Source organism: Microbulbifer pacificus (genome assembly GCF_033723955.1).
GTDB classification, from domain to species: Bacteria; Pseudomonadota; Gammaproteobacteria; order Pseudomonadales; family Cellvibrionaceae; genus Microbulbifer; species Microbulbifer pacificus.
The window spans coordinates 2,369,593-2,394,719 of record NZ_CP137555.1 but is presented as its reverse complement, the minus strand read 5'-3'; the positions used below and the strand labels follow the sequence as shown (position 1 = coordinate 2,394,719).

The 25,127-nt window shown below is 59.6% G+C and carries 26 protein-coding genes; 9 read left to right on the top strand and 17 right to left on the bottom strand.

The features are described from left to right. The first annotated feature begins 124 nt into the window (after positions 1-124). The gene (gene typA / locus R5R33_RS10370) at positions 125-1,933 is read left to right on the top strand and encodes a translational GTPase TypA (RefSeq protein WP_318952626.1); all 1,809 of its coding nucleotides are present in this window, start codon (positions 125-127) and stop codon (positions 1,931-1,933) included. A 53-nt stretch (positions 1,934-1,986) separates the two neighbouring features. On the opposite strand, the gene R5R33_RS10365 is transcribed toward typA, so the two are convergent. Continuing rightward, a complete protein-coding gene (locus R5R33_RS10365; RefSeq protein ID WP_318952625.1) occupies positions 1,987-2,976 on the bottom strand; it encodes an amidohydrolase family protein in 990 nt (329 codons plus the stop codon). A 187-nt stretch (positions 2,977-3,163) separates the two neighbouring features. After that, complete coding sequence (locus tag R5R33_RS10360) at positions 3,164-3,727, bottom strand: glutathione S-transferase family protein (protein ID WP_318952624.1); 564 nt, start codon at positions 3,725-3,727, stop codon at positions 3,164-3,166. A 130-nt stretch (positions 3,728-3,857) separates the two neighbouring features. On the opposite strand from R5R33_RS10360, the gene R5R33_RS10355 reads away from it, so the two are divergent. From R5R33_RS10355 to R5R33_RS10345, 3 genes are read left to right on the top strand one after another with little or no spacing between them, the layout of a single operon-like run. Continuing rightward, positions 3,858-4,247, top strand: a complete 390-nt coding sequence (locus R5R33_RS10355; RefSeq protein ID WP_318952623.1) for a c-type cytochrome — start codon at positions 3,858-3,860, stop codon at positions 4,245-4,247. A gap of 14 nt (positions 4,248-4,261) precedes the next feature. Next, the gene (locus R5R33_RS10350; protein ID WP_318952622.1) at positions 4,262-5,122 is read left to right on the top strand and encodes a CheR family methyltransferase; all 861 of its coding nucleotides are present in this window, start codon (positions 4,262-4,264) and stop codon (positions 5,120-5,122) included. Between the two features lie 58 nt (positions 5,123-5,180). Further along, positions 5,181-5,912 carry a TSUP family transporter gene (locus R5R33_RS10345; RefSeq protein WP_318952621.1) on the top strand — a complete coding sequence of 244 codons (732 nt, stop codon included), beginning with the start codon at positions 5,181-5,183 and terminating at the stop codon, positions 5,910-5,912. 52 nt (positions 5,913-5,964) lie between these two features. Here the strand turns inward: R5R33_RS10345 and R5R33_RS10340 are convergent, their stop codons facing one another. Further along, positions 5,965-6,720 carry a VIT1/CCC1 transporter family protein gene (locus R5R33_RS10340; protein ID WP_318952620.1) on the bottom strand — a complete coding sequence of 252 codons (756 nt, stop codon included), beginning with the start codon at positions 6,718-6,720 and terminating at the stop codon, positions 5,965-5,967. A 15-nt stretch (positions 6,721-6,735) separates the two neighbouring features. After that, positions 6,736-7,287: a macro domain-containing protein gene (locus R5R33_RS10335; RefSeq protein WP_318952619.1), complete on the bottom strand. Its 552-nt coding sequence runs from the start codon at positions 7,285-7,287 to the stop codon at positions 6,736-6,738. A gap of 96 nt (positions 7,288-7,383) precedes the next feature. Here R5R33_RS10335 and R5R33_RS10330 point away from each other — a divergent pair, with 96 nt between their 5' ends. Together R5R33_RS10330 and R5R33_RS10325 are read left to right on the top strand one after the other, a co-directional pair. After that, positions 7,384-8,484, top strand: coding sequence for a GGDEF domain-containing protein (locus R5R33_RS10330; protein WP_318952618.1), 1,101 nt, complete (start codon positions 7,384-7,386; stop codon positions 8,482-8,484). 130 nt (positions 8,485-8,614) lie between these two features. Beyond that, on the top strand, positions 8,615-9,049 hold the full coding sequence (locus R5R33_RS10325) for an Hsp20/alpha crystallin family protein (RefSeq protein ID WP_318952617.1): 435 nt from the start codon (positions 8,615-8,617) through the stop codon (positions 9,047-9,049). A 40-nt stretch (positions 9,050-9,089) separates the two neighbouring features. On the opposite strand, the gene R5R33_RS10320 is transcribed toward R5R33_RS10325, so the two are convergent. Then, positions 9,090-9,479 (bottom strand): acyl-CoA thioesterase, encoded by a 390-nt coding sequence (locus R5R33_RS10320; RefSeq protein WP_318952616.1) that lies wholly within the window; start codon positions 9,477-9,479, stop codon positions 9,090-9,092. Positions 9,480-9,686: 207 nt separating this feature from the next. Between R5R33_RS10320 and R5R33_RS10315 the strand changes: the two genes are divergently transcribed. Then, complete coding sequence (locus R5R33_RS10315) at positions 9,687-11,366, top strand: NAD-dependent malic enzyme (RefSeq protein ID WP_318952615.1); 1,680 nt, start codon at positions 9,687-9,689, stop codon at positions 11,364-11,366. A gap of 43 nt (positions 11,367-11,409) precedes the next feature. Here R5R33_RS10315 and R5R33_RS10310 read toward each other — a convergent pair whose 3' ends face one another. From R5R33_RS10310 to R5R33_RS10280, 7 genes are all read right to left on the bottom strand, one after another. After that, positions 11,410-12,315 carry a polyphosphate kinase 2 family protein gene (locus R5R33_RS10310; protein ID WP_318952614.1) on the bottom strand — a complete coding sequence of 302 codons (906 nt, stop codon included), beginning with the start codon at positions 12,313-12,315 and terminating at the stop codon, positions 11,410-11,412. Between the two features lie 41 nt (positions 12,316-12,356). Further along, entirely contained in the window at positions 12,357-14,045 is a 1,689-nt protein-coding gene (locus R5R33_RS10305) for a SulP family inorganic anion transporter (RefSeq protein ID WP_318952613.1), read from the bottom strand. A gap of 57 nt (positions 14,046-14,102) precedes the next feature. After that, entirely contained in the window at positions 14,103-15,998 is a 1,896-nt protein-coding gene (locus R5R33_RS10300; RefSeq protein WP_318952612.1) for a DUF885 domain-containing protein, read from the bottom strand. A gap of 74 nt (positions 15,999-16,072) precedes the next feature. Continuing rightward, positions 16,073-16,672: an MgtC/SapB family protein gene (locus R5R33_RS10295; RefSeq protein WP_318952611.1), complete on the bottom strand. Its 600-nt coding sequence runs from the start codon at positions 16,670-16,672 to the stop codon at positions 16,073-16,075. Beyond that, entirely contained in the window at positions 16,665-17,513 is an 849-nt protein-coding gene (locus tag R5R33_RS10290) for a mechanosensitive ion channel family protein (protein ID WP_318952610.1), read from the bottom strand. Before R5R33_RS10290 ends, R5R33_RS10295 begins: the two co-directional genes overlap by 8 nt. Before the next feature lie 209 nt (positions 17,514-17,722). Next, positions 17,723-18,787, bottom strand: coding sequence for an NAD-dependent epimerase/dehydratase family protein (locus tag R5R33_RS10285; RefSeq protein WP_318952609.1), 1,065 nt, complete (start codon positions 18,785-18,787; stop codon positions 17,723-17,725). A gap of 53 nt (positions 18,788-18,840) precedes the next feature. Then, positions 18,841-20,976 (bottom strand): prolyl oligopeptidase family serine peptidase, encoded by a 2,136-nt coding sequence (locus R5R33_RS10280; protein ID WP_318952608.1) that lies wholly within the window; start codon positions 20,974-20,976, stop codon positions 18,841-18,843. A gap of 167 nt (positions 20,977-21,143) precedes the next feature. On the opposite strand from R5R33_RS10280, the gene dtd reads away from it, so the two are divergent. Further along, complete coding sequence (gene dtd, locus R5R33_RS10275; protein WP_318952607.1) at positions 21,144-21,590, top strand: D-aminoacyl-tRNA deacylase; 447 nt, start codon at positions 21,144-21,146, stop codon at positions 21,588-21,590. Here the strand turns inward: dtd and R5R33_RS10270 are convergent. Then, positions 21,521-22,627, bottom strand: coding sequence for an aminopeptidase (locus R5R33_RS10270; RefSeq protein WP_318952606.1), 1,107 nt, complete (start codon positions 22,625-22,627; stop codon positions 21,521-21,523). The genes dtd and R5R33_RS10270 overlap by 70 nt on opposite strands. Positions 22,628-22,700: 73 nt before the next feature. Here R5R33_RS10270 and R5R33_RS10265 point away from each other — a divergent pair, with 73 nt between their 5' ends. After that, positions 22,701-22,937 carry a hypothetical protein gene (locus R5R33_RS10265; protein ID WP_318952605.1) on the top strand — a complete coding sequence of 79 codons (237 nt, stop codon included), beginning with the start codon at positions 22,701-22,703 and terminating at the stop codon, positions 22,935-22,937. A 40-nt stretch (positions 22,938-22,977) separates the two neighbouring features. Here R5R33_RS10265 and tatC read toward each other — a convergent pair whose 3' ends face one another. The 4 genes from tatC to R5R33_RS10245 are packed head-to-tail and all read right to left on the bottom strand — an operon-like array spanning position 22,978 to position 25,121. Next, positions 22,978-23,724, bottom strand: coding sequence for a twin-arginine translocase subunit TatC (gene tatC / locus R5R33_RS10260; protein WP_318952604.1), 747 nt, complete (start codon positions 23,722-23,724; stop codon positions 22,978-22,980). A gap of 45 nt (positions 23,725-23,769) precedes the next feature. Next, positions 23,770-24,432, bottom strand: coding sequence for a Sec-independent protein translocase protein TatB (gene tatB, locus R5R33_RS10255; RefSeq protein ID WP_318952603.1), 663 nt, complete (start codon positions 24,430-24,432; stop codon positions 23,770-23,772). A gap of 29 nt (positions 24,433-24,461) precedes the next feature. Beyond that, positions 24,462-24,713 carry a twin-arginine translocase TatA/TatE family subunit gene (tatA, locus tag R5R33_RS10250; RefSeq protein ID WP_318952602.1) on the bottom strand — a complete coding sequence of 84 codons (252 nt, stop codon included), beginning with the start codon at positions 24,711-24,713 and terminating at the stop codon, positions 24,462-24,464. A 60-nt stretch (positions 24,714-24,773) separates the two neighbouring features. Further along, complete coding sequence (locus R5R33_RS10245; RefSeq protein WP_318952601.1) at positions 24,774-25,121, bottom strand: phosphoribosyl-ATP diphosphatase; 348 nt, start codon at positions 25,119-25,121, stop codon at positions 24,774-24,776. Between the last annotated feature and the right edge of the window lie 6 nt (positions 25,122-25,127).

The following is a 25,127-nucleotide window of genomic DNA, read 5'->3' as shown; positions in this document are numbered from 1 at the left end:
TTTTTGCACAAATTACCACTGCCAATTGACACATATCCCCTCTATAATGCGCCCCCAATTTCATCCGCCGGCGCCCAGATTGCCTGCCGCGCAAGGCATCCGACCACTTTCGAGAGTTCCCCCAGTGATAGACAACCTTCGCAACATCGCGATCATCGCCCACGTTGACCACGGCAAGACCACCCTGGTGGACAAACTGCTGTCCCAGTCCGGTACCCTGGACCGCCGCAGCGCCGACTCCGAGCGGGTGATGGATTCCAACGACCAGGAAAAAGAGCGCGGCATCACCATCCTGGCGAAGAACACCGCCATCCGCTGGAACGATTACCGCATCAACATCGTCGACACCCCCGGACACGCCGACTTCGGCGGCGAGGTAGAGCGCGTACTGTCCATGGTGGACTCCGTACTGCTGCTGGTGGACGCGGTAGACGGTCCCATGCCGCAGACCCGCTTCGTGACCCAGAAGGCGTTCGAACAGGGCCTGAACCCGATCGTGGTGATCAACAAGGTTGACCGTCCGGGCGCGCGCCCCGACTGGGTAATGGACCAGGTATTCGACCTGTTCGACAGCCTCGGCGCTACCGACGAGCAGCTGGACTTCCCGGTCATCTACGCCTCTGCCCTGAACGGAATCGCCGGTCTCGACTACACCGACATGGCGGAAGACATGACTCCGCTGTTCCAGATGATCGTCGACAAGGTTTCCCCGCCGCAGGTGGACCTGAACGGCCCGTTCCAGATGCAGATCTCCGCGCTGGACTACAACAGCTACGTGGGCGTGATCGGCGTGGGCCGCATCAAGCGCGGCACCCTGAAGCCGAATCAGCAGGTGGTAATCCTCGACCGCGAGGGCGACAAGCGCAAAGCCAAGGTGCTGCAGGTCATGGGTTACCTGGGCCTCGAACGCGTGGAAGTGGAACAGGCCAGCGCCGGCGACATCGTGTGCATCACCGGTGTGGGCGAGCTGAACATCTCCGACACCCTGTGTAACCCGGACCACCCGGAAGCACTGCCGGCACTGACCGTGGACGAGCCCACCGTGAGCATGACCTTCCAGGTGAACGACTCCCCGTTTGCTGGCCAGGACGGCAAATACGTTACCAGCCGCAACATCAAGGATCGTCTGGAACAGGAACTGATCCACAACGTGGCGCTGCGCGTGGAGCCGGGCGATACCGTGGACAAGTTCAAGGTCTCCGGCCGCGGCGAACTGCACCTGTCGGTACTGATCGAGAACATGCGCCGCGAAGGCTTCGAGCTGGGCGTATCCCGCCCGGAAGTAGTACAGAAGATCGTCGACGGTGAAGTGCAGGAGCCCTACGAGCAGGTCATGATCGATGTCGAGGAACAGCACCAGGGTTCCATCATGGAAGAAATGGGCCTGCGCAAGGCTGACCTGACCAATATGGAAATGGACGGCAAGGGCCGTGTGCGCCTGACCTTCGTCGTGCCATCGCGCGGCATCATCGGTTTCCGCTCGCAGTTCCTGACCCTGACCAGCGGCTCCGGCATTATGACCAGCATCTTCGACCACTACGGTCCGGTGAAGCAGGGCGACGTGGCCAAGCGCATCAACGGTGTGCTGGTGTCCATGGTCAAGGGCAAGACCCTGGCTTACGGCCTGTTCCCGCTGCAGGAGCGCGGCCGTCTGTTTATGGGCCATGGCGAAGAAGTGTACGAGGGCCAGATCGTGGGCATTCACTCGCGCGGCAACGACCTGGTGGTAAACCCCACCAAGGCCAAGCAGCTGACCAACATCCGCGCTTCCGGCACCGACGAGGCCCTGACCCTGTCTCCGCCGATCCGCCACACCCTGGAGCAGGCGCTGGAGTTCATCGAGGACGACGAGCTGGTGGAAGTGACCCCGCACTTCATCCGCCTGCGCAAGAAGATCCTGCAGGAAAACATGCGTAAGCGTGCGAAGAAGTAATTCTTCGGAAAATAAAAAACGGGCCGAATGGCCCGTTTTTTATTGGTGACTTTTTAATTTTTGCCCGCAACTACGCCGGTCGGGTGTTCCTTTTCAGATTTCAGCCGCAGGAAGCGCGCGGCGTTGTCGAAGTAGATGCCGCGTTTCTGCTCCACCGTCAGAAAGCTCGCCGACTCAATCACCTCAATCCCGGCGCCAATGGAACCCCAATAATCCGAGCCGAATACAATGCGGTCGCCATGACCCGCTTCCGTTATTCGTTTCAGGGATGCATGGACCCACTCCCGCGGCACCTTGGACATGGGTGACGTGTCCATATACACGTTTGGGTAGTCATCCATCAGTTTGATTGCCTCACTGACAGATTCATCCCGGATCGTGTGCATAAGAAGAAGGCGCAGATGCGGGTATTTTTCCAGCAAGGGGCGATAGAGCGCGGGGTTGGCGTAATCGCCGTTAAAGTCCGGGCAACAGCCAGCGAGCCGCACCGGACTGTTCGGGGGAGGCCCCTCATCCGCGTGTACAGAAACAGGGATATCGTACTCCGCAGCCAAATCATAGTAAGGCATCATCCGTGTATCCTGGGGCGACACACCGGCATAGACGTTCAGCAGTTCGCCAAGGAACTTGATTCGCCCCGCTTCTATTTCACTGCGCAGCCAGACCAGATCCGGCATGTCTGCCCCCGAGGAAAAACACCTCCAGCCGTTAGGTTCCCGCCCGTTAACACACGGAAAAATGATGCCTGCCCACAATCGCTCGGGAGCGGCCTGCTGGAAACGTAGTGCGTCACTGACCGGTCCGCCCACTAGGCCAAGCTGTACGTCATACCGGTCGAGCTCGGCTCGAAACCAGCGCAAGCTGGCGTCATCGACCGTCTCACCCGGCGCGCGCCGATAGAGACTGGAATTTTCGTTACCGGGGCCCGCGTGCATGTGCATGTCGATGATCGGGCCAACCGCCTTGGCGCCCTCGGGGTTGGCCGCACTGTGCAAGGCCGCAAATAACAATGGCATACAGGTAATCAGGGATTTTATTTTCATTGCATTTCTCTGTCGTTGCTCCGCACACCTTCCGAAGGTACGTGCATAGGGAGGGTTGGCGACTCGGGACTGCAATAACTCCCCTTGTCTTTGATCAACGGAGTCAGGTTCATTGACCTTCAATTTACCGGCTGAGAAATCAATGATTCTGACCCTAATGATCGTTATCCGTCGATACTGGCGGCCCTTACACTGTGGGCGGTGCAGTCGCCACAAATATCGAATTTTCTCCGGCGATTTCCAACAGGCGCTGCAGGTTGGGATGCGAGGCAATGGAGAAGCGCTTGCGGAACTGGCCCCAGGCGGCGGCAACTGCCACACGGTAATCGGCATCATTCAGTTGCCCCGCTGCGGGCAGTGGTGCCGAATCCAGCTCGCTGAGAACCAGTTCAATTCGCTGCTGCTGACGACGGGTGTACACGTTCGACTCGATATCGAGGCCGCTGCGCTCCAGCAGGAAGAGATTGATTGCCGCATCCAGCAGGGTGTTGGCAAGACAGTAGCGATCGAGGGCTCTAACGTCCGGAATAAATACCTGACCGGCTTTCTCACGCACATATTTCACGATCGGCGTGGAGTCGGTCAGCTTCAGGGTACCGTCCTCCAGAAACGGGACTCGCAGGGTGGGCGTGCCCGGGTCCTTGCTGGTATGGATATCCAGTTCCACCATTTCCCAGTCGAGCCCGGATTGCATCAGGGCGATACGGCAATGGCGTACATAGGGTGAAGTAAAGCTGCCAAAAAGTCTCATGCTGCAACTATTCCTGGTTCTCGATAAACGTTCTTGGGCCGGAAAGCCAATGGTCCTCGAAGCTATATGCCGCTCGAGGGGAATCAAGGTAGCATAAGTGCATCGCTTTTTTGGCAACAGGATCCAATGTATGAGTTTCAGAATTTCTATCGGCGTACTGTTGGCTGCAATCTCCCTGGGTGCGGCGGCAACCGAGCAGGAAACGCGCAACCTGGTCGCCCTTGGCGCGCTGTCCTTTGCCGACAATTGCATAAAATGTCATCAGGTCGATGGCTACGGAGAGGAAGCGCTCTACCCCTCATTGCGCGATCCCGAGTTGCTGGCGAACAAACCCCTGCTGATCAGCACCATTTTGCACGGACGCACAGGCAAACAAACCGACGGCAGCGAAGAGCGCCTGATGCCCTCGCTGGATTTCCTGACCAACCGCGAGATCACGGCGATCATTGCCTTTATTTCAAATAGCTGGGGGGATGGTGTGCTGCTGGTAACCGAAGACGATATCAACAAGGCTCGCTGAGTGGATTCATGGATATGACGGGGAGACCGGTCGATCCAGATCAGAAAATACCTCTGCACTCCACCCGGAAACAGCAGTGTGCGGAGTTTTTGCAGTGGGCTCTGCCGGAACTGCGTCTGCGGTGGCGGGGTTACCACGGTGTTCGCCCCCAGGTCTGCAAGCGTCTTTATCGACGCATCACACAACTGGGTATCGAAGACCTGCCCGCCTACCGCCGTTACCTCGATACACATCCGGACGAATGGCAGACCCTGGACGCCATGAGCCGAGTTAGCATCTCCCGCTTTTACCGCGACCGGGCTGTGTTTGACTACCTGGCGGCTACCGTGCTGCCGGAACTGGCACAACGCGCGCGCGCCCGCGGCGCCGACAACCTGAACGTCTGGTGTGCGGGCGCCGGTGCCGGGGAAGAGCCCTATACCCTGGCGATTATCTGGGAACTGCAGCTGCGCGCGGCGTTTCCCGAATTACAGATCAACATCGTCGCCTCCGATGCCGATGCAAACCTGTGTCGTCGCGGCAAGAAAGCCCATTATCCCCAGCGCGTGTTCAAAGATATGCCCGCCGAGTGGCTGGATACGGCTTTATCTGCTGGGGACGGATACTATTGTCTCAAACCAAATATTCGTCGCTGTGTCGAATTCAGAGTTGAAGATCTCCGCACCGGCGTACCCACCGGGCCGTTCGACCTGGTACTGTGCCGCAACCTCGCATTCACCTATTTCAACACCGCATTGCAACACACCACCCTTGAGCGCCTGCAGGCGGCAATGAATCCCGGCGCCGCCCTCGTGCTGGGCATTCACGAGCATCTGCCGGAAGGGTCTTCGGCCTTTCACCCATGGGCGGAAAACCTGCGGATCTACCGACTTTAAAATTTGCCGACCAAGCGATACTGTTGCGAATATTCCGACCGATCGAATTTCACTGGCGATGACCTATTTCCTGCTCGTTCTGGCCACCTTGATCACCAGCCTGATCTCTGGGGTGCTCAGTATGGCCGGCGGTTCCATTCTTATGGGAATCTTCGGATTTTTTCTCTCGGTACCGGCGGCGATGGTTTTGCACGGCGTCAGCCAGACCGCCTCGAATGGCTCGCGGGTGTGGCTGTACCGGCGGCATGTGCAGTGGGATGTACTGATACCCTACACGGGCGGTGCGCTGGTGATCCTGCTGCTGTTTATGCTGCTGAACTTTGTGCCCAGCAAGGGGATCATGTTTCTGCTGATCGGTAGCTTCCCGTTTTTGGCGCTGGCAATTCCGAAAAAGTTTGCGATGGATATCTGTCGTAAACCGGTGGCATTTCTGGCGGGAATCCTGGTTACCGGTGCACAGATGCTGGCGGGGGTGTCCGGGCCGGTACTGGACCTGTTCTATGTAAAAAGCTCACTGACCCGGCACCAGATTCTTGGCACCAAGGCAATTACACAAACCCTGGGGCATGTGATCAAACTGGGCTATTACGCCATGTTTCTGGATCTTTCGGTATCACTGCCAAACTGGTTGTTTGCTGCGGTAATTCCCGCGGCAATTCTCGGCAATACACTCGGTAAAATTCTGGTGGAAAAACTGCACGACCACCATTTCAAACGCATTGGCAGCGCAGTAATTCTCACGGTCAGCGCTGTGTATATTTTCACGGGACTGCAGGAGCTGTTCGGCTGAGTTTACTGCCGGACAAAAAGGCCGGAATTATCCGTAGTTAACCGCCCGGTCCTCAGGCAACCCCAAACATTCCCTGGAGAAGGTAACCCACCGCGAAAGCGATTCCCGCCGCGGTACTTCCCAACAAAAAGGTCCCCAGCCCCGCACGCAACAGGGAACTCTGGAACACCCAGCCTTTCAGCAGGCCAATGGAAAAAAATACCAGGCCGGCAAGCGCGGTGCTGATGGCAAATTTCTGCGTAAAGTTTTCCCCGTTAAAGAAAAACGGCAGCAGCGGTATCAGCCCCACCAGCACGAAGGCCACAAACGTCCACCACGCGGAAGCCAGCGGGTTGGGGTCGATGAGACTGAGGCCGTACTCCTCGCTCAGCATGGTGTCCACCCACAGGGTGCGGTCTGCGGTCACCGTGTCGACGATGTGCTCCAGGTTTTCGCCGCTGAATCCCTTACCGGCGAAAATTTGCCGGATTTCCTCGCGCTCGCCCTCCGGAACCAGGCGGATATGCTGTTCTTCGGTGCGGCGCGCGTGTTCGGCAAAACGCTGCTGGGCGTTGACCGCCTCGTAGTTGCTCACCGCCATACTGACGCCGTCCGCCAGCAGGTTGGCCACCCCCATCACCAGTACCACCAGCGGCGAAAACCCCGCGCCAAAGGCGCCCGAGACGATGGCAAAGGTGGTAATGCAACCGTCGATGGCGCCGAGCACCAGGTCCGACATACGCTCCGGCCGCGGCGGTTGGCCGAGGCGTTGGGCGATATTTTCCGGGCGGTGTTCGTGCAGCAATTTTTGCCGGGGGGAAATTTTCATGGGTTTCAACCGAGGTTATGGCGCCCCGAAAAAGCGTCGCTCCACTTTGCGCCATGTGCCCAGAGCCGCCTCGCTGTGCAGGCATATCGTAATCATTGCGAACTTCTGCTGCACGCCATGCAATACCTCAAGGCCCTGATGGGCGGCGATCTCGTGGGGAAAGCGGTTGGTCCCCGCCCCCAGCGCGGGAAACAGCAGACGTTTGAGGCCGCGCTCTGTCGCCAGCGCGAGCACACTTTCGTAGCACTGGCGCAGTTGCGCCACCGCGAGCGCCCCCCACTGGTCGCCACTGCTCCACTGGGGTGTCACCGTATGCAGCAGATAGTGCACCGGCAGGTTAGGCGCACTGGTAATACACGCCTGCCCCACCGCGCACTCCGGGAGCTGCGAGCACTCACTTACCAAGGCCGCGCCGGCACGGTCGTAGACCTGTGCGGACAGCCCACGCCCGCGAATCAGGTGCTTGTGCGCCGGACATACGAGGGCATCCGCCTCGATAGTGAGAATGTCGTCACAAATCAATCGCAGCTGTGCCATGCCGGTCTCCGCGCCAGTGCTGTTCGCCATTACTATAGCCCTTCGGCTTCGGACGCTTGTCCAAAGCCCTGGGTATAACGGCCGAGGGACCTGGCCGCGATGACAATGCGAACAAGACCAGAGCAAATGGAAACCACTGCAAAGCCCTCTATCCGCAGCCATCAACACAGCACTGATTTCGGCGACCCCATTGCCCAGGTAATGGGCCTTGAGCTGCGCCGCCGCATCCAGGCTTCCGGATATATGCTGATTTTTGCGCTGGCGATTACCGGCGCCATGGGCGTGATCGCGCTGATGGCGGCAGACCTGTTTCTCGCCGGCACTCTGTTCGCGGTGACCGCGGTAATCCTGGGCGCGTATATCGGGGTCAATATCGCCGGCCCCAGCCGCAAGACACCGCTGCTGGTGGGCGCGCTGCTGCTGGTGCTCTACTTCTATCTGTTGCTTTCCGGCGGTGTGAACAATACCGGCCTGATGTGGGCGGTGATGCTGGTGCCAGGGTTTATCAACCTGTACGGCTACAAGTGGGGCACGGTAACCCTCGCCTTTGTCGGCGGCGCCACCGCACTGATCCTGTTCTATCCGGAGTTCCCCGGACTGCTGGCGCAATACGACACCGGCCACCGCGCGCGCTTTATCGCGGTCTTCGGCGCGCTAACCGCGCTCACCGCGATCCTCGACAGCAGCCGCCACCAGACCCAGCAGATGCTGCACAAACTCACTGCGGAACTGGAAAACCACGCCTGCACCGATGCCCTCACCGGCCTCGCCAACCGTCGCGAGGCCTACAAGGCCATCAGCGATCTGGAGAGACGCAATGCCGACCTCGCGGGGCGCTATACGGTGTTGATCGGCGATCTCGACAGTTTCAAGGCCATCAACGACACCTTCGGGCACAGTTTCGGCGATCGCGTGCTGCAAGACGTGGCGCGGATACTGCGCGAAAACACCCGTGCGGACGATGTGGTCGCGCGCTGGGGCGGGGAGGAGTTCCTGATCCTGCTGCCCAATACCGACGTCGCCGGGGGCAGTATCCTCGCGGAAAAACTGCGCGAGAAAGTGGAAGCGCTGAGCGCCACCTATGCGGAGCCGGTCACCATTTCCATCAGTTTCGGCGTGGCCCAGGACAACCCCGCGGCGGCGACCCAGGGTCAGATGCTGGCAGAGGCCGACTCCCGCATGTATCGCGCCAAGAAAGGTGGGCGCAACCAGGTGGTGAGCGACTGAACAGAGGGCCGAAGCCCCAAACCCGGTCACCCTTCCGCTACCGATCCACAGCCCCCTCCCTATAATTTTTGCCAGGCACCGGCTGCGCTTGCGCCGGTGATCACTGCCGAATCGAGGGGAGGTGAGCATCATGAAACTGGTTCCCAGAGACACCGTGCTCAATTTCGATGACTTCGTGGAGCAATTTTTTAACACTGGACAACTCAGCGGTGAGTCCCGCAGCGGCTTTTTCACCCCGCGGGTGGATATTCACGAGAGCAAGGGCAATTACCAGATCAGTGCGGAAATGCCCGGGATTGCCAGGGAGGATCTGGAGGTCACCCTGGAAAATGGCGTACTGACCATCGAGGCCGAGGTGCACCAGAAAATTTCCGAAGGCGAGGAAGAGGGTGGCAAGGTACTGCGCCAGGAGCGCCGTTACGGAAAATTCACCCGCAGCTTCAATCTGGGCGGGGACATCAAGGAGGAAGATATTGACGCGACCTTCAAGGACGGCGTGCTGACACTGACGGTTCCAAAAGCTGAACCAAAGGAGCCCGTCAGTCACCGCATCCAGATCCACTGACGATCCTGCAGCGAAAGCCGGCAATAGTGCCGGCTTTTTCTTACACCATGTGCGGCAGCAGTTTTTCCCTTACCGCCGCCGGGATGGGCGCAGAGGCCTGCTTCTCGTAATCGAAATGCACCATCACGCAGTCTCCCTGGGCCACCAGCTGCTCTTTCTGCCAGACTTCCTGATGCAGGGTAAACGAGGTATTGCCCACCGCCTTCAGGGTGGTGCGGATTTCCACCGGGGAGTAGAGATAGATCTGCGCAACGAAGTCCACCTCCATCTTTTTCAGGATCAGGTTCCACTGGTTCAGCGCCAGATCCGGGTTGAACAGCTGGAAGACGGGTGTGCGCCCCTGTTCGAACCACACGGGTACCACGGTGTTGTTGATATGCCCGAGCGCGTCGGTTTCGCTGAAGCGGGGTTCTACCTGGTAAACGAACATCAATTTCCTCGCAATTATTTACCGTTTTTTGTTCTGGTGATTTAACCAGTCCGCGGGATTTTGCTCCACCGAAAATCGCTTCTGTAAAATTCCGCCATCCCGTAAGACACATTCGGTCAACCGGCGTAGAATGCCGGCTCTGATTCGCCCGGCCCGCGCCAGTTTCGTTTTTTGCGGGCCATCGCCCACAGGATTTTTCGCTGTTTTATGAGCCAGAAAGATAAACGCCCCCTGTACATTCCCCACGCCGGCCCGTCACTGCTGGAAATCCCCCTGCTCAACAAGGGCAGTGCCTTCAGCCTGCAGGAGCGCATCGAATTCAACCTGATCGGCCTGCTGCCGAACAATGTGGAAAGCATCAAGGAGCAGGTGCGCCGGGCCTACCACCAGTATCAGCAGTGCCGCACGGATCTGGAGCGGCATATTTACCTGCGCGCGATTCAGGACGACAACGAGACCCTGTTCTTCCACCTGATCGAGCAGCACATCGAAGAGATGCTGCCGATCATCTACACCCCCACGGTGGGTGCGGCCTGTGAAGAGTTCTCCAATATCTACCGCAACCACCGCGGACTGTTCGTGTCCTACCCGGACCGCGAACACATGGACGATATCCTGCGCAGTGCCACCAAGGAGAACGTAAAGGTCATCGTGGTCACCGACGGCGAGCGCATTCTCGGCCTCGGCGACCAGGGCATCGGCGGTATGGGCATCCCCATCGGCAAGCTCTCCCTGTACACCGCCTGCGGCGGCATCAGCCCCGCCTACACCCTGCCGGTGATGCTGGATGTGGGTACCAACAACCGCACCCTGCTGAACGACCCCATGTACATGGGCTGGCGCAACGAGCGCATCTCCCAGGAGGAGTACGACGAATTCCTGGATGAATTCATCGCCGCGGTAAAACGCCGCTGGCCCAAGGTCCTGATCCAGTTCGAGGACTTCGCCCAGACCAATGCCATGCCGCTGCTGAACCGCTACCGCAACAAGGTATGCTGCTTCAACGACGACATCCAGGGCACCGCTGCGGTGGCACTCGGCACCATGCTCGCGGCCTGCAAGGCCAAGGACGAGGCGCTGTCCAAACAGAAGGTGCTGGTGGTGGGTGCCGGTTCCGCTGGCTGCGGTATCGCCGAACAGGTGGTGGCGGCGATGGTGAACGACGGTCTGTCGGAAGAGAAAGCGCGCAAGCGCATCTTCATGTTCGACCGCTACGGCCTGGTCACCAGCGACATGAAAAACCTGCACGACTTCCAGCAGAAGCTGGCGCAGAGCCCGGAAAAATATCCCCAGGCGTCTGAATGGGACCTGCAGGCGCTGATCGAGCAAGTCAAACCCACCATCCTCATCGGCGTGTCCGGCCAGGGCAGCCTGTTCACCCAGCCGGTGATCGAGGCCCTGCACAAGGGCTGCAAGCGCCCGCTGGTGATGCCGCTGTCCAACCCCACCTCGCGCGCGGAAGCCACTCCGCAGGAAGTGCTGGAGTGGACCAACGGCGAGGCGATGGTCGCCACCGGCAGTCCGTTCAGCCCGGTGGAGCTAAACGGCGAACAGTACGCGATCGCCCAGTGCAACAATGTGTATATCTTCCCGGGTATCGGCCTCGGCGTCATCGCCGGCGGTGCCACGCGGGTGACGGAAAACATGCTGATGGCCGCGTCCAACGCGCTGGCGGAAAACGCGCCGGTGGTGAAGGACGGCAGTGGGGCGCTGCTGCCGTCGCTGTCGCAGATCCGCGAAGTGGGCAAGGCCATCGCCATGGCGGTGGCCAAGCAGGCCCAGGCGGACGGCGTCGCCCCGGGAATCTGCGAAGACAAGCTGGTTAAGCTGATCGAGAAAAATTTCTGGTCGCCGGCCTATCGCCGCTACCGCCGCGTGGCGTTCTGATCGAAAGCCGCAGATCGGCGCAGGCTGGCAAGGCCCGCGCCGATTATTTTTTATTTTTCTTGTTTTCTTTTAATTCACTGCTTTTCCCTTCCTCCTGCGTAATCATTCCCTGCCGCACCTCCGCCCGATCGAGGGCGTGATATTTTTTGCGGATACTGTCGATATCTACCGTTGGCTGCGGGAATTCCATCTTCAACGATTCCAGCGCGCGCACCACGATGTGGGAAATCGCCAGGTTGCGGAACCACTTGTGATTGGCCGGTATCACGAACCAGGGTGCAAAACTGGTACTGCATTTATCCAGCACATCTTCAAATGCCGCGGTGTATTCATTCCAGAAGGGGGCTTCCGCATAGTCGCTGTCACTGATTTTCCAGTGACGCGTCGGGTCCTCGATACGCTTGCGGAAACGCTCCAGCTGTTCCTCCGCATCGATGTGCAGGTAGAACTTCAGTATCAGGGTGTGGTTGTCGGCAAGCAGCTGTTCAAAGTTGTTGATGTGCTGGTAGCGCCCGGACCAGACGCTTTCCGGCACCATCTTGTGTACCCGCTGGATCAGTACATCCTCGTAGTGGGAGCGATTGAAAATCGCCACATGACCGCGCGCAGGCGCCGCCTTGTGGCATCGCCACAGGAAATCGTGGTCGGCTTCTTCCACGGACGGCTGCTTGAACCCGGTGACGGTACATCCCTGCGGGTTCATCGCCCCCAGCACATGATTGATGGTGCCGTCCTTGCCCGCGGCGTCGCGCCCCTGCAGGCAGATCAGCAGTGAACGTTTGTGCTCCGCATACAGTAGATATTGCAGTTCGCGCAGCCGGCGCGCGTATTCCTCGATGACCGGCAGCGCCGCCTCGTGGGTTTTGTGTTCGCCGTGATAGGAGGCATCGATGGCCGCCAGCTTTACCCGGCTGCCCGGTTTAATCCGGAATTCCTCGAAATAGTCCATGTTGCGGCTTTCCTTCGATGGCCTGCGATGGCCTGCGATGCTCAGACTTCCGTAGCGGCGGCAACCACCGCATTCAGGCTGGGATAAATGGCCTCTTCCCCTACCAGCGCACGGACCTGTGCCAGCGCACGGGTGGATTCACCCAGCATGACGGTGGTGAACAGCAGGCGGATGCCCCGGGCAGAGAGTGCGCGATGGAGCTTGGCCAGCGCTTCGGCCGCGGTGAAATCCACATCGTCCACCGCGGAGAGTTCGATACAGAAACAGTGCAAGCGGGGCTCCGCTGTATCGACCAGTTGTGTGACCTCGTCGGTGAGCCGCTGCGCGTTGGCGTAATACATGCTGTGGTTGAAGCGATAGATGATCAGCCCGGGCACCGCCTGCACGCCACTGGCAATGGGCCGCGCACGCCAACCCTCCCCGGCAACCGGCACCAGCAGTACATTGGTGGGGTTATAGCCGTGGCGGGTATGCACCACCAGAGAGAGTGCCAGCGCCAGCATGATGCCCTGTTCGACGCCGATCAAAACCACCGTCGCCATGGTCACTACCGCAACCCAGAATTCCAATGGCCGCGTGCGGTAAATCTCCCGCAGGCCGCGCAGATCGATCAACTCCAGGCCGATCAGGAACACCACGGCGGCGAGCACCGCGTCCGGCATATGCCCGAGTGGCCGGGTCAGAAACAGCAGCACCAGTAGCGCGATCACACCCGCGGTGAGCATGCTGAACTGGGTGCGGCCACCGGCACTGTCGACGATCTGGCTCTTGGTGGGGCTGCCGTTGACCACAAAGGTTCCCGTGAGTGCGGCGCCGAGATTGGCCGCGCTGAGCCCCACAAGATCCGCCTCCTCATCAAAGCGTTCGCCGTAGCGCTCCGCATAGGCGCGGGCGGTGGCGGCGCTCTGCGCGAGAATCACGAAACAGATGGCAAACGCGGTGGGCATAAGCTCCACCAGCAGCTGCCGCTCCCAGTGGATTTGCGGCAGGCCGAAATCCGGAAAGCCGGCGGGGATTTCACCGAGCACCGGCAGGTGTCGCTGCAGGTCCAGCGCCCAGCTGGCAAAGGTCGCGGCAATAACCGCGATCAGCGCGCCGGGAATGCGCGGCGAGCGCTTTTTGCAACACAGGATCAGGATCACTGCCGCCGCGCTGATGCCGATGGCGTAGGCATTGGTCGCATCCAGGTTGCGCACCGCGGCGTGGAGTTTGTGCCATTCGTCGCCCCCCGATACCTGCAGCCCCACCATTCCCGGCAGCTGCCCGAGGGCGACCTGGATGCCGACGCCGGAGAGAAAGCCGATCAGTACCGTACGCGAGAGAAAGTTGGCGAGAAAGCCGAGGCGCACCAGCCGCGCCACCAGTAACAGAAATGCCGCGAATAGCGCGGTCACTGTGGCCAGCGCCACATAGTGCGCGGAGGAGGTTGCCGCGATACCGGCGAGGCCTGCGGCCAGGATTGCCGCGGTGGCCGAATCCGCCCCCACCACCAGGTGACGCGAGGCACCCAGCAGGGCGTAAATGAACAGGGGAACAATCAGGGTGTAGATACCCGTAACCACGGGCATGCCGGCAATTCTCGCGTAGCCCATGACTTCGGGTACCGCGAGTGCCGCGAGGGTGATACCGGCGAGGATTTCCGCCGGTATCTGTCGCACACTCAGGGGTCTGATACCGAGTAGTACCGGCCAGGCCCCCGCAGCAGGTCTGTCATCAATACGCTTGGGCATTGCGCCCGTCCTGTTTACTCCGGGACTTTTAAGCGTAGTTCAGCCCTAAAGCCTGGTTCAGCCCTGTTTGACGCTGTCGATCCAGGCGTTTATACGCTTCTCCAGCAGCGGTAGCGGCAGTGCACCACCACCGAGGACGGTGTCGTGGAAGGCGCGGATATCAAACTGGTCGCCCAGCTCTTTCTCGGCCTTGGCACGCAGTTCCTGGATCTTCAGCATGCCGATCTTGTAGGAAGTGGCCTGGCCCGGCAGGGTCAGGTAGCGGCGCACTTCGGAGCGCACCGCGCCTTCCGGGATGGCGGAGTTATCCAGGAAATATTCCACCGCCTGTTCCTGGGTCCAGCCCTTGGCGTGCATGCCGGTATCCACAACCAGGCGGATGGCACGCCACATTTCCGCGGTCAGGCGACCGAAGTCCTTGTAGGGATCGCGGAACTGGCCCATCTCCTTGGCCAGCGCTTCGGAGTAAAGCGCCCAGCCTTCCACGTAGGGGGTGAAATGCGCCTGGGTGCGGAATTTCGGAATGCCTTCCAGCTCCTGGGCAATGGAGATCTGCATATGGTGGCCGGGGTTACCCTCGTGGTAAGTCACGGTTTCCATATCGGTGGTGGACAGCGCGCTCATGTCGGACATGTGCACATAGTAGGTGCCCGGGCGGGAGCCGTCCGGAGTACCGGGCTGATAGTGCTGGGCGCCACCGGGGACCTCGCGGAAGGCTTCCACGCGCTTCACTACCAGGCCTGCCTTGGGCAGGATACCGAAGAATTCCGGCAGTTTTTTCTGCACGTCATCCAGGAAGCCCTGGGTTTCCGCCAGGTATTCTTTGCGACCTTCATCGGTGTTCGGGTAGTAGAACTGGTCGTCGGTGCGGATGAAGGTGAAGAACTCCTGCAGGTTACCCTTGAAACCCACCTGGTCCTTGATGCCTTCCATCTCCTTGCGGATGCGCGCCACTTCGTCGAGACCGATCTGGTGCACTTCCTCGGCGGACAGCGGCAGGGTGGTGTAAACGGACAGGCGGCTGTTGTAGAAGGCCTCACCGTCCGGCAGGCTGGAAGCGCCCTTGGCCTCTTCGCTGGCATTGGTGCGGTCTTTCTGCAGCCATGCGATATAGGCGTCATAGGACTGCTTGAATTCGCCGTTCAGGGCCTCGGCCACTGCATTTTGCAGATTTGCCGCGGTCTGGTCGTCGATCTTGCCGTCTTTCTTCAGCGCGTCGATCTTGCTGCTGGCATCGGCCATCAGTGGCGCGTCGCCGCCATCGCCAAAGGGTTTGCCGGAAATGACTTTCTGCGCGCGTTCGATCGCCAGGTCATAGGCAAAACGCGGCGGGCGAATACCTTTTTCCGCAGACGCCTGCGCGCGCTCCAGAACCTGTCCCAGCGCGCGACCAGAGGCGCCGATACGGCTGATGTAATCGCGCATGTCCTGCTCGGTGTCCACCTTGTGCTGGTTGATCAGGAAGGTGGGGAACTGATCCTCCGGACCACCCAGCTCACCGGCAAAGTAGCTGTGCTCCCAGAAGGGCTTGCCGGCTACTTCCTGCTCGTACTGGAAAATCCACAGGTCGTAGGATTCCTTGCCGGCGGCAGTCAGCTTGTCGTAATCAAACTTCTGCTTCATTTCCTCGACGGTTTTCGCCTTCCACGCCAGCTTGCGCTCGTCGGCGGCGCGGCTCATATCGTCGATCTTGTCGTACTGCTCCTTGCGGCCCAGGTAGCTGAGCTGGATCGGGCTGAACTGCAGCTCTTCCTCGAATTTCGCGTCGAACCATTCGCCGAGGCGCTTGGTTTCCGCCTCCTGGTCCACTTCAGTAACAGAAGCAGTTTCACCCGCTTGCTGTGTCGCGGTAACTGCACCAGCTTCCAGCTGTGCATCTTTCTTCGGTTCTTCACCCTGCTGACAGCCCGCAATAACGGACGCGATAACCAGACTCAGTAGCGCTTTGCGCATAACACTCGCCTCTTTAAAAAGGTTTCAGAAATTGAAAACGTTCCGGTCGTGCAATACCGGAACGATTCGAAGGATCAAATGGTTTTTTCTTCACGGCCGGTCATTGCCGGCTCGGGTACTTCCTCGTCGGGCGCGGCAGCTGAGTGCGGCGCAATGCCGTCGCTAAGTACCGCGGGATTCGGTCGCTGCAGCTCCTCGCGCAAATCACGCCGGTCGCGCCAGCGGCGATAGCGCGAGTGCACGCCGCGGGTAAAGCGGGTGGAATAATTTTCCAGAATATCCACACCCAACAACACGAACAGGACCAGCCCGGTGATGACCACTGCGGTACCGGGTTTGCCGAATCCAATCAGGGTGCCGATGGACGCCTGCACCCAGATAGTGGCAGCGGAAGTTACCCCCACCACCACACCGTCGCGGGCGAGCATGACACCGGCACCGAGAAACCCGATGCCGGTAATTACCTGGCCGAGTACCCGCGCCTGATCCGCGCCCTGGCCAATAGACACGGCCAGCGCGGTAAAGGTGTAAGTACCAAGCACGATCAGAATGGAGGTGCGAATACCTACCGGTTTGCCCCTGAGCTGGCGCTCGAGACCGATGGCACCAGCGCAGGCCATAGCGACAAGAATGCCACTCCATGCCAGCGGTTCAATGGACAACCAGTTATTCATGGGCCACTTTTTCCCGCGGCTGTTTTTCAGCCTGATTGATGATATGCAGCTCACGCTGCGGGAAAGGAATACTGAGCCCCTCGGCTTCCAGCGCCGGCTTGAGCTTTTTCATCAGCGACCAGTACACGTCCCAGTAATCGTCGGTGGTGGTCCAGGCGCGCAGGTGCAGGTTCACCGAACTGTCTGCCAGTGCGCGCACCGCATAGGCGGGTTCCGGCTCGGTGAGTATGCGCGGCTCTTCCGCCACCAGTTTGCGCAGCACGTTCATACCCGTTTCGATATCGTCGCCGTAGGCAATGCTGGCGATGATCTCGATACGGCGGCTGGCATTGCGGGTAAAGTTGGTCAGGGTCTCGCCCCACACCTTGTCGTTGGGTGCGGAAATGCGCAGGCCGTCCGGCGTGTCCAGCTCGGTGGTGAACAGGCCGATCTTGCGCACGGTGCCGATGATGCTGCCGAACTGGATGGTCTCACCCACGCGGAACGGGCGCAGCCCCAGCAGGACAAAGCCGGCGGCGATGCACTGCAGGGTGTCTTTCAGGGCAAGGCCAACGGCGATACCCGCGGCACCCAGCAGCGCAACCAGGGAGGTGGTGTTGGCCCCGAAAATGTCCAGTACCACCAGGCCGCCGATCACATAGGTGCCCCACACCGCAAGGGTCTCAAGCACCGGAATCAGGGTCTCGTCAATACCCTTCTCACCCAGGCGCCGGATTCCCCGGGCCACGATTTTTGCCGCGATCCAGGTCACCAGCAGGGCCAGCAGGGCCCAGAGCACATTGAGCCCCACGTCCATCACCACCGGCCACAGCTCTTCCAGTTGCGCTTTCAGTCCATCCACAAGTACATCTCCCCTATAAGCAGTTGCCAGAACGAATTTGCACAAGAATACGGCAAGTGAACCGAAGCCGACTAGGCTCCGGTCACACTGCTATCGCGTATTCCTACAGGGATTTCCGGGTTACTGCCCGCTGCCGGAGAAGAAATAGTGCTGGATCAGCTGGAGGATCAGCAGGGTCGTCACCAGCACAAATACGAGATTGCGACGGTTCACGATGCTTTTCTTTCTGCCTCGCTTCTCACCGCGGCCTCGGCGGACGCATCCGGTAAACGCAACAGTCCCTCGCTCACCAGCCAGTCGCGTGACTCCCGCAGCATTTCCTCCAGACTGAGCTCGGTGCCATAGCCCAGTTCGCGCTGTGCGAGACTGCTGTCGGCGGCCGTGCGCCGTGTGAGCATCGCGGCCTTCTGCGGCGTTACCGCGGGTTCACGTCCGGTGAAGCGGGACACAAGTCCGGATAGCGCGGCGATCGCACGGATGGCAAATGCCGGCGTGGTGCGCGTCGGTGCCGGCACTCCCACGAGGCGGGCGATGATGCCGAAAAACTCGAGGAAACTCGCATCGGTGCCGCCGAGGATATAGTTCTGCCCGCAGCGCCCGCGCTCAAACGCACGGATATGCGCCCGCGCCACCGCGCCCGCGTAGCAGAAGGAACCACCGCCTGGGGGCACCCCCGGCAGTGTGTTTTCCGCGAGCATGAAGAAGGTCTGGGCCCAGCTGGATACATCGTATTTGCCGACGATGCCGCAGGGGTTCAGGAACACCGCATCCAGTCCTTTGGCAATCTCTTCCCGCACTGCGTTTTCCGCGTGCATTTTCGAGTAGTGGTAGTGATATTTGGGATCGTTCGCGCACTGCGGACTCTCTTCGCTGAGGACGCCCTGCTGGTAACCGTACGCGGAGATAGAACTGGTGACGATCATCCGGCCCGGCGCCCCTCCACCTGCCAACTGCGCGGCAAAATGCTCGCGCGCCGCGCGTGCGAGATTGGCCGATCCCACCACATTGTCCTGCCACTGCTGGGCGTCGCCGCCGCGCCACATACTGGTGTTGCCCGCGAGGTGAAACACCGCATCCAGATCCTTGGGCAGCGCCGCGCGCAGGGAATCGATGTCATCCAGCGATGCCGCCACCGGCGTGGCACCCAGCTCGCGCAGGCGCGCGACATTCGAGCCGGGACGGTGCATGGCAATAACTTCCCAGCCATCGGCTTTCAATTGTTCAATCAGGTTGGCACCGAGAAAGCCGGTGCCGCCGGTTACAAATGCGCGCATGTTATTTCTCTTTTACTACGAGGACAGTGGATACCGCCCATCAATCAGCGAGCTTACTTAATTTCCAGACCCAGTTCATGGGCGAGAAAGGCGTACTGGTTGGTAAAATCTTCCACCTGCATCCACACCGGTTTACCCGCACCGTGGCCCGCGCGGGTTTCCACCGCGAGATAGATCGGGTTGTCACAGCCCTGGTCCCGCTGCAGCGCAGCGGCAAATTTGTAGCTGTGCCACGGCACCACCCTGTCGTCGCGATCGGCGGTGGTGATCAAGGTGGCCGGGTAACAGGTTCCTTTGCTGGTGTTGTGCACCGGCGAATAGGCGTAGAGCGCGGCGAACTCATCTTTGTTTTCCGACAGGCCGTAATCGCTGGACCACTGGCGCGCGTTGGCAGATGCAGTGTGATAGCGCAGCATATCGAGCACACCGACAATCGGCAGCGCCACCTTGAACAGGTCAGGGCGCTGCACTTCGGTCGCACCGACCAGCAGACCGCCGTTGGAACGTCCCATGATGCCGAGCTTTTTCGGTGAGGTAATTTTTTCAGCAATCAACCACTGGGCAGCACCGATAAAATCATCGAACACATTCTGCTTCTGCAATTTGGTACCGGCCTTGTGCCAGTCGCCGCCGTACTCACTGCCACCGCGCAGGTTCACCATCACCAGGGTGCCTCCCATATCCAGCCAGCCGGCGAAACGGGTGTAAAACTGGGGCAGCTGCGCCGCATTGAAGCCGCCGTACCCATACAGCAGAGTGGAATTACTACCGTCTTTTTTCAGGCCCTTTTTATGTACCAGGAACAGCGGCACACGGGTGCCGTCCTTGCTGGTGAAAAAGTGCTGGCTCACGGTGTAATCAGAAAAATCCGCCGGGTATTTCGGCTGTTTTACTTTTTCACTTTTTCCGCTCGCCACATCCAGCTTGTAGATGCTGGGCGGCGTCAGGAAATTACTGAAGGCGTAATAGGTTTCGCTGCCATCCGGCTCACCGTGAAAACCCTCCACCGTGCCCATACCCGGCAACTGCAGCTCGTACTGCTGCTTGCCAGTGAGGTCGGTAACCACCACCTTGGATTTCGCATCTTGCAGATAATGCAGCACGAAGCGCCCGCCGATCAGGCTGGCGCTCTGCAGCGCATCCTTCTGTTCCGGGACCAGGACTTTCCAGTTGGCTTTCTCCGGCTGGTCCAGATCGATCGCAACAATCTTGCCATTGGTGGTATTTGCATTGGTTTCGAAAAAAAACGTTTTGCCGTTATTGCCGAGATAGGTGTAGAGCGCATCCCAGTCATTCAACAACTTGACCACCGGCGCCTTCTCGTCGCGCAGGTCCTTGTAGTAAATGCCGTTGCTGTCGTAGCCATCGAAGATACCGAAGATCAGGTAATTGCCATCGTCACTGACCTGCGCTTCCGGGTTGCGGGATGGATGATCGGTAATTTCATACACCAGGCGATCGCGGCCCTGGGGCTCGCCAATTTTGTGGAAGTACACCGCCACCTGTTTGCTGTCGTCTGCGCTGCCATCTTCATTGAACGGATAGCGACTGTAGTAAAAACCGGATTCGTCCTTGGCCCAGCTGGCACCGCTGAATTTAATCCCGGTAAGGTGGTCGGGCATCAGGCGACGGGTTTTCAAGTCGCGCACATGGTAATCGGTCCAGTCGGTGCCGCCGTCGGAGGTGCCGTAGGCGAGATAGCGACCATTCGGGCTCACGGAGTAATTCTTCGCGGCGATGGTGCCGTCCTTGCTCAGGGTGCGCGGATCGAGCACGACACCGCCGTCCTGGTATATATCCCGGGTGCTGTAGAACACACTCTGGTCCCAGCTGCCGTCGTTGTATTCGTAGAAAACCTGGCCGGCCTTTTTGTATGGCACGCCGTACTGTTCGTACTGCCACAGTTCGGTGAGGCGGTCGTTGATTTTCTGCCACCCCGGCAGCGCCTTGAGTGTCGGCAGGGAGAATTCGTTCTGGGCGGTCACCCAGTCCTTTACCGGCTGTGATTCCAGGTCCTCCAGCCAGCGGTAGGGGTCGCTCACGCTGGTACCGAAGTAGTCATCTTGCTGCGGGACACTCTTGGTTTGCGGATACGCTACTGCAGCTTTGCCAGTGGCGGCGGTGTAGCTAGCGGCAATGCCACCTGCGACCGCAGCGGCGGCGAGCAGGGCGATGGCTGTCTTTTTCATGCAAGGCTTCCGGTCTGTATAGCGTTATTCGGGGTAACTGCATTTTGGGCTTTAGCCCAGTGGGTGGTCGATGCCAGTTTAAGGAACCTTTACACTCGGCTGCACAGACCCTAAGCGATTCGCGGTCGGGGTTCCAGAGTGCCAGTGCAGTTTAGGGGAGGATTACGATGAAAGGCCTGATCCAGCGGGTAAAACACGCGAAAGTAGAGGTGGACAGTCAATCCGTCGGGGCCATCGACCGCGGTATTCTGCTGCTGCTCGGGGTAGAGGCGGGCGATAGCGAGGAGGCCGCGGACAAACTGCTGCACAAAGTCATGCACTACCGCATTTTCGGCGATGGACAGGGCAAGATGAACCTGAATGTACAGCAGGCGGGCGGTGGTCTGCTGGTGGTGAGCCAGTTCACCCTGGTTGCCGATACCGCAAAGGGCCTGCGCCCCAGCTTCAGCCGCGGCGCGAGCCCGCAGCAGGCGGAAGCGCTCTACGAATATTTCCTGCGACGTGCGCGTGCAATCATGCCAGCGGAGCTACCCGTTGCCGGCGGTCAGTTCGCCGCCGACATGCAGGTGTCACTCTGCAACGACGGCCCGGTAACTTTCCTGCTGGAAGTCTGAGTAATGCCGGCACTCTCCGCCCGCTTACCCAGCTCCTTGAGCTTCGCCTTGCGCGAATCCTTAGCCTCTGCTCCCAGCTGCTCTACCGCAACATAAAACGCCTGCCAGTCGCTGCCGCTGTCTTTGTACAACTGCATAAAGGCCGGCACTTGTGACTGGTATTCGCTCACCAGTGCGAGGGTGGCGTTGTTGGTCTTCTCTACCAACTTTGTGAACTGCTCGTCGTGCTCCCAGCCCCTAGATAGCTCGCGATAACAGTGGCGCAGCTGGCGCAGGGTGCGCGCCTTTTGCTCGCGCTTTGCGTCGTCGCCGAGGCTCGAGGAATAAATTTCCTGCAGCTGCTTACGCGCGGTCACCATCAGACCGTTTACGCGCTGGGCCTGCGCCACACTTTCTACCGCCGGGGCTGGAATCCCCTGGCGGCGGCGCCACTGTGGCAGCGCAATACGCGAAACAGCGGTGGCAAAACTCTCGTTGAACTGGGTATCGCCGGAGATGTACACCCGGCGGTGCGCCAGCTCGTGAAACAGCAGGCCCGCCAGGCGGTCCGGCTGCCAGTCCACAAAGCTCGACAGCACTGGGTCATCAAACCAGCCCAGCGTGCTGTAGGCGGGCACCGGGCCGAGATACACGTCGTAGCCCTGGGCGCGCATGTCCGCGGCCCGCGCTTCGGCATCCGCCTTGTCGAAATAGCCGCGGTAACTGGCACAGCCGGCGATGGGGTAGCACCAGCGCTTCGGCGACAAAGAAAACTCCGGTGCTGCGACCAGGTTCCACAACGCGTACTCTCCCTCGAGCTGGGTAAACTCACTGTAGGCACTGCCTACCGGCAAATTCAGTTCGGCGCCGGCATAGGAACGGATAGCCTGCACCCACTGCAATTGCCGGCGGAGTTTCGCATCGGTCTGCTCGTCGCTTACCAGGCGGTCGATGGGCTTGCGCCCGGCCAGAATCTTGAGCTGGCCGGTGGCGGCCTGGGAGTAGAAGTGGATGGTTTCACAGCCACCGAGAAGGGCACTGGCCAATAGCAAAGCCACACGCCAGCTGCGGCCAAATCCGGTGAAAAGAGCTAGCTTTGTCAGCAGTAGGAAATTTTTCAGGGAGTCGTCCATGCCACCTGTTGCCGCTGTGTCGCTGGTAATTACGCTGGTGCTGGGTGCCGTGCTGTGGATTTACCTGCTGCGGGTCTGCTTTGCGGATTCCGCACCGCTCGGCATCGTCGCCCTGTTTCTGCCACCACTGGCGCTGCTTGCGCTGTTGCCACAGTGGAAGTCGCACCGGCAGCTGTTTGCACTGGCTGTCGGCGTGCTGGGCTGTATCAGCATAGCGGCTATTTTGGCGGCCTGAACACGGCCATTGAAATGGTGCGGAGAATTCCGCACCACGATCATGATTCTTCTTCGGGAAGCTCTTCACGCTTGCCGCGCTTGATCCAGCGCCCGAAAAATACCCCGATCTCGAACAGCAGCCACATGGGGACCGCCAGCAGGGTCTGGGAGATCACGTCCGGCGGAGTGAGCAGCATGCCGACGGCGAAACAGGCGACGATCACATAGGGGCGTTTTTTCGCCAGGTCCGCTGCAGATACCACACCGCTCCAGATCAACACGATGGTGGCGATGGGAATTTCAAACGCGAAACCAAAGGCAAAAAACAGCTTGAGTGCGAGATCCAGATAACTGCGGATGTCCGGCATCACCTTGATATCCGCATCCGCCGAGCTGATAAAAAATTCAAAGATCAGCGGAAATACCACGTAGTAGGCAAATGCCATGCCCGCGTAAAACAACATCACACTGGAAAACATCAGCGGACCGATCAGGCGTTTTTCGTGCTTGTACAGGCCCGGCGCAATAAACGCCCAGAACTGGAACAGCACAAACGGAATGGCGACGAAAAACGCCAGCACGAACGTGGTTTTGAACGGGGTAAGGAAGGGTGAGGTTACCTCGGTGGCAATCATGCCCGCGCCTTCGGTGAGGCGCGCCTGCAGCGGATCGGCGACGAAATCGTAGATGTCGTTGGCAAACGGCGCCATGCAGGCAAAAATCGCGATCACAACCAACAGGGTTTTCAGCAGACGATCCCGCAGCTCGATCAGGTGCTCGACAAAGGGTTGTTCCCTATCACTCATTGATAGTCACTCGAGAAAAATTGATGGTCACCCGGGAAAATCCGCTCATTGCGGCTTGTCTTCCGCCCGGGTCGACTTGTTTTTAGGTGATGCCTGCGGGGCCTCGCTGTCTGGCGCGGCTTCCGGGTCGACTCGATCCACTTCCGCCCAGGCCTCATCTTCCTCGTGCCGGAAGTGGCTGGGATGGTGCGGGTTGAATTCCGGGTCGCCGTGATCGTGAAGGTGCTCGGGATATTCCGGGTCCTCCAGGTCCTCGTCGCTTTCCTCATCCTCCGGCAGATAGTCATCGGCGCGTTTTGTGCCGGCATCCTGCTCGGGCAGATAGTCCTGCGCGGCGCGCAGCTGGTCCGCTTCCAGGTCCGGTTCAGGTACCGGAGCCGCTTCCACTCCCTGCTTCAGCGCTTCCGCCTGGCGCTCCACGTCTTTCAGGTCCTGCGCAAACTTTCGCTCCGCATCCTTGAACGTGCGCTCCATCTCGTCTTTGCTCTCGCGCAGCTCACGCAGCACCCGCTCGTTGTGTAACTCGCGGCGAATATCGTCGGCGCCGACCTCGCGCTCCAGCTCTTCCCGGGCATTGCCAAGAGTCTGCTTGATCTTGGTCCACCAGCGCACGGTGGTGCGCACGGCGTCGGGCAGACGTTCGGGGCCAATGACCACGAGGCCGACGATGCCTACCAATAGCAGTTCAAAAAATCCGATATCAAACACGCGTCAATCGCTCAGTGGCCTGCGGAGGATTATTTGTCCTGGGACTGCTTTTCTTCACTCGAGGTTTTCTGCTGCGGCTTCACACTGTCGTCCTTGCCCAGCAGTTCCGGGTCCTTGTCCTTGTCCTCGTCTTCGCCTTTCTTTTCCTCTTCCTTCATGGCCTTCTTGAAGCCCTTGATAGCACCGCCGAGGTCGCCGCCAAGATTGCGCAGGCGCTTGGTGCCGAAGATCAGCAGTACGATGACCAGCAGGATCAGTAATTGTTGCCAGCTAATACCCATGTGAAATGCTCCTGAAAGTGTTCTTGGTTTTGTGTCGATCCCGCGGTTGCGGGCTTTTAATCAATCCTGCTGGCGCGCGGCCTTTTCTTCCAGCCCTGACAGGCCGAAGCGACGGCCCAGCTCGTCGAGCACCTCGCGGGAGTCGCTGCCCAGATGCGCGAGCATCACCAGCGAGTGGAACCAGAGGTCGGCGGTTTCACCGATCAGCGCCTTGTGCTCGGCGCTGCCCTTGCCCTTGCCCTCGGCATCCTTGGCCGCGATCACCAGCTCAGTGGCTTCCTCGCCGACCTTTTCCAGAATCTTGTTCAGTCCCTTGTGGTGCAGGCTCGCCACATAGGATGCCTCCGCATCTCCCTGCTGCATGCGCAGCCGCAGTACCCGGTCCAGTTGTATCAGCATATTGCTCATGACAGC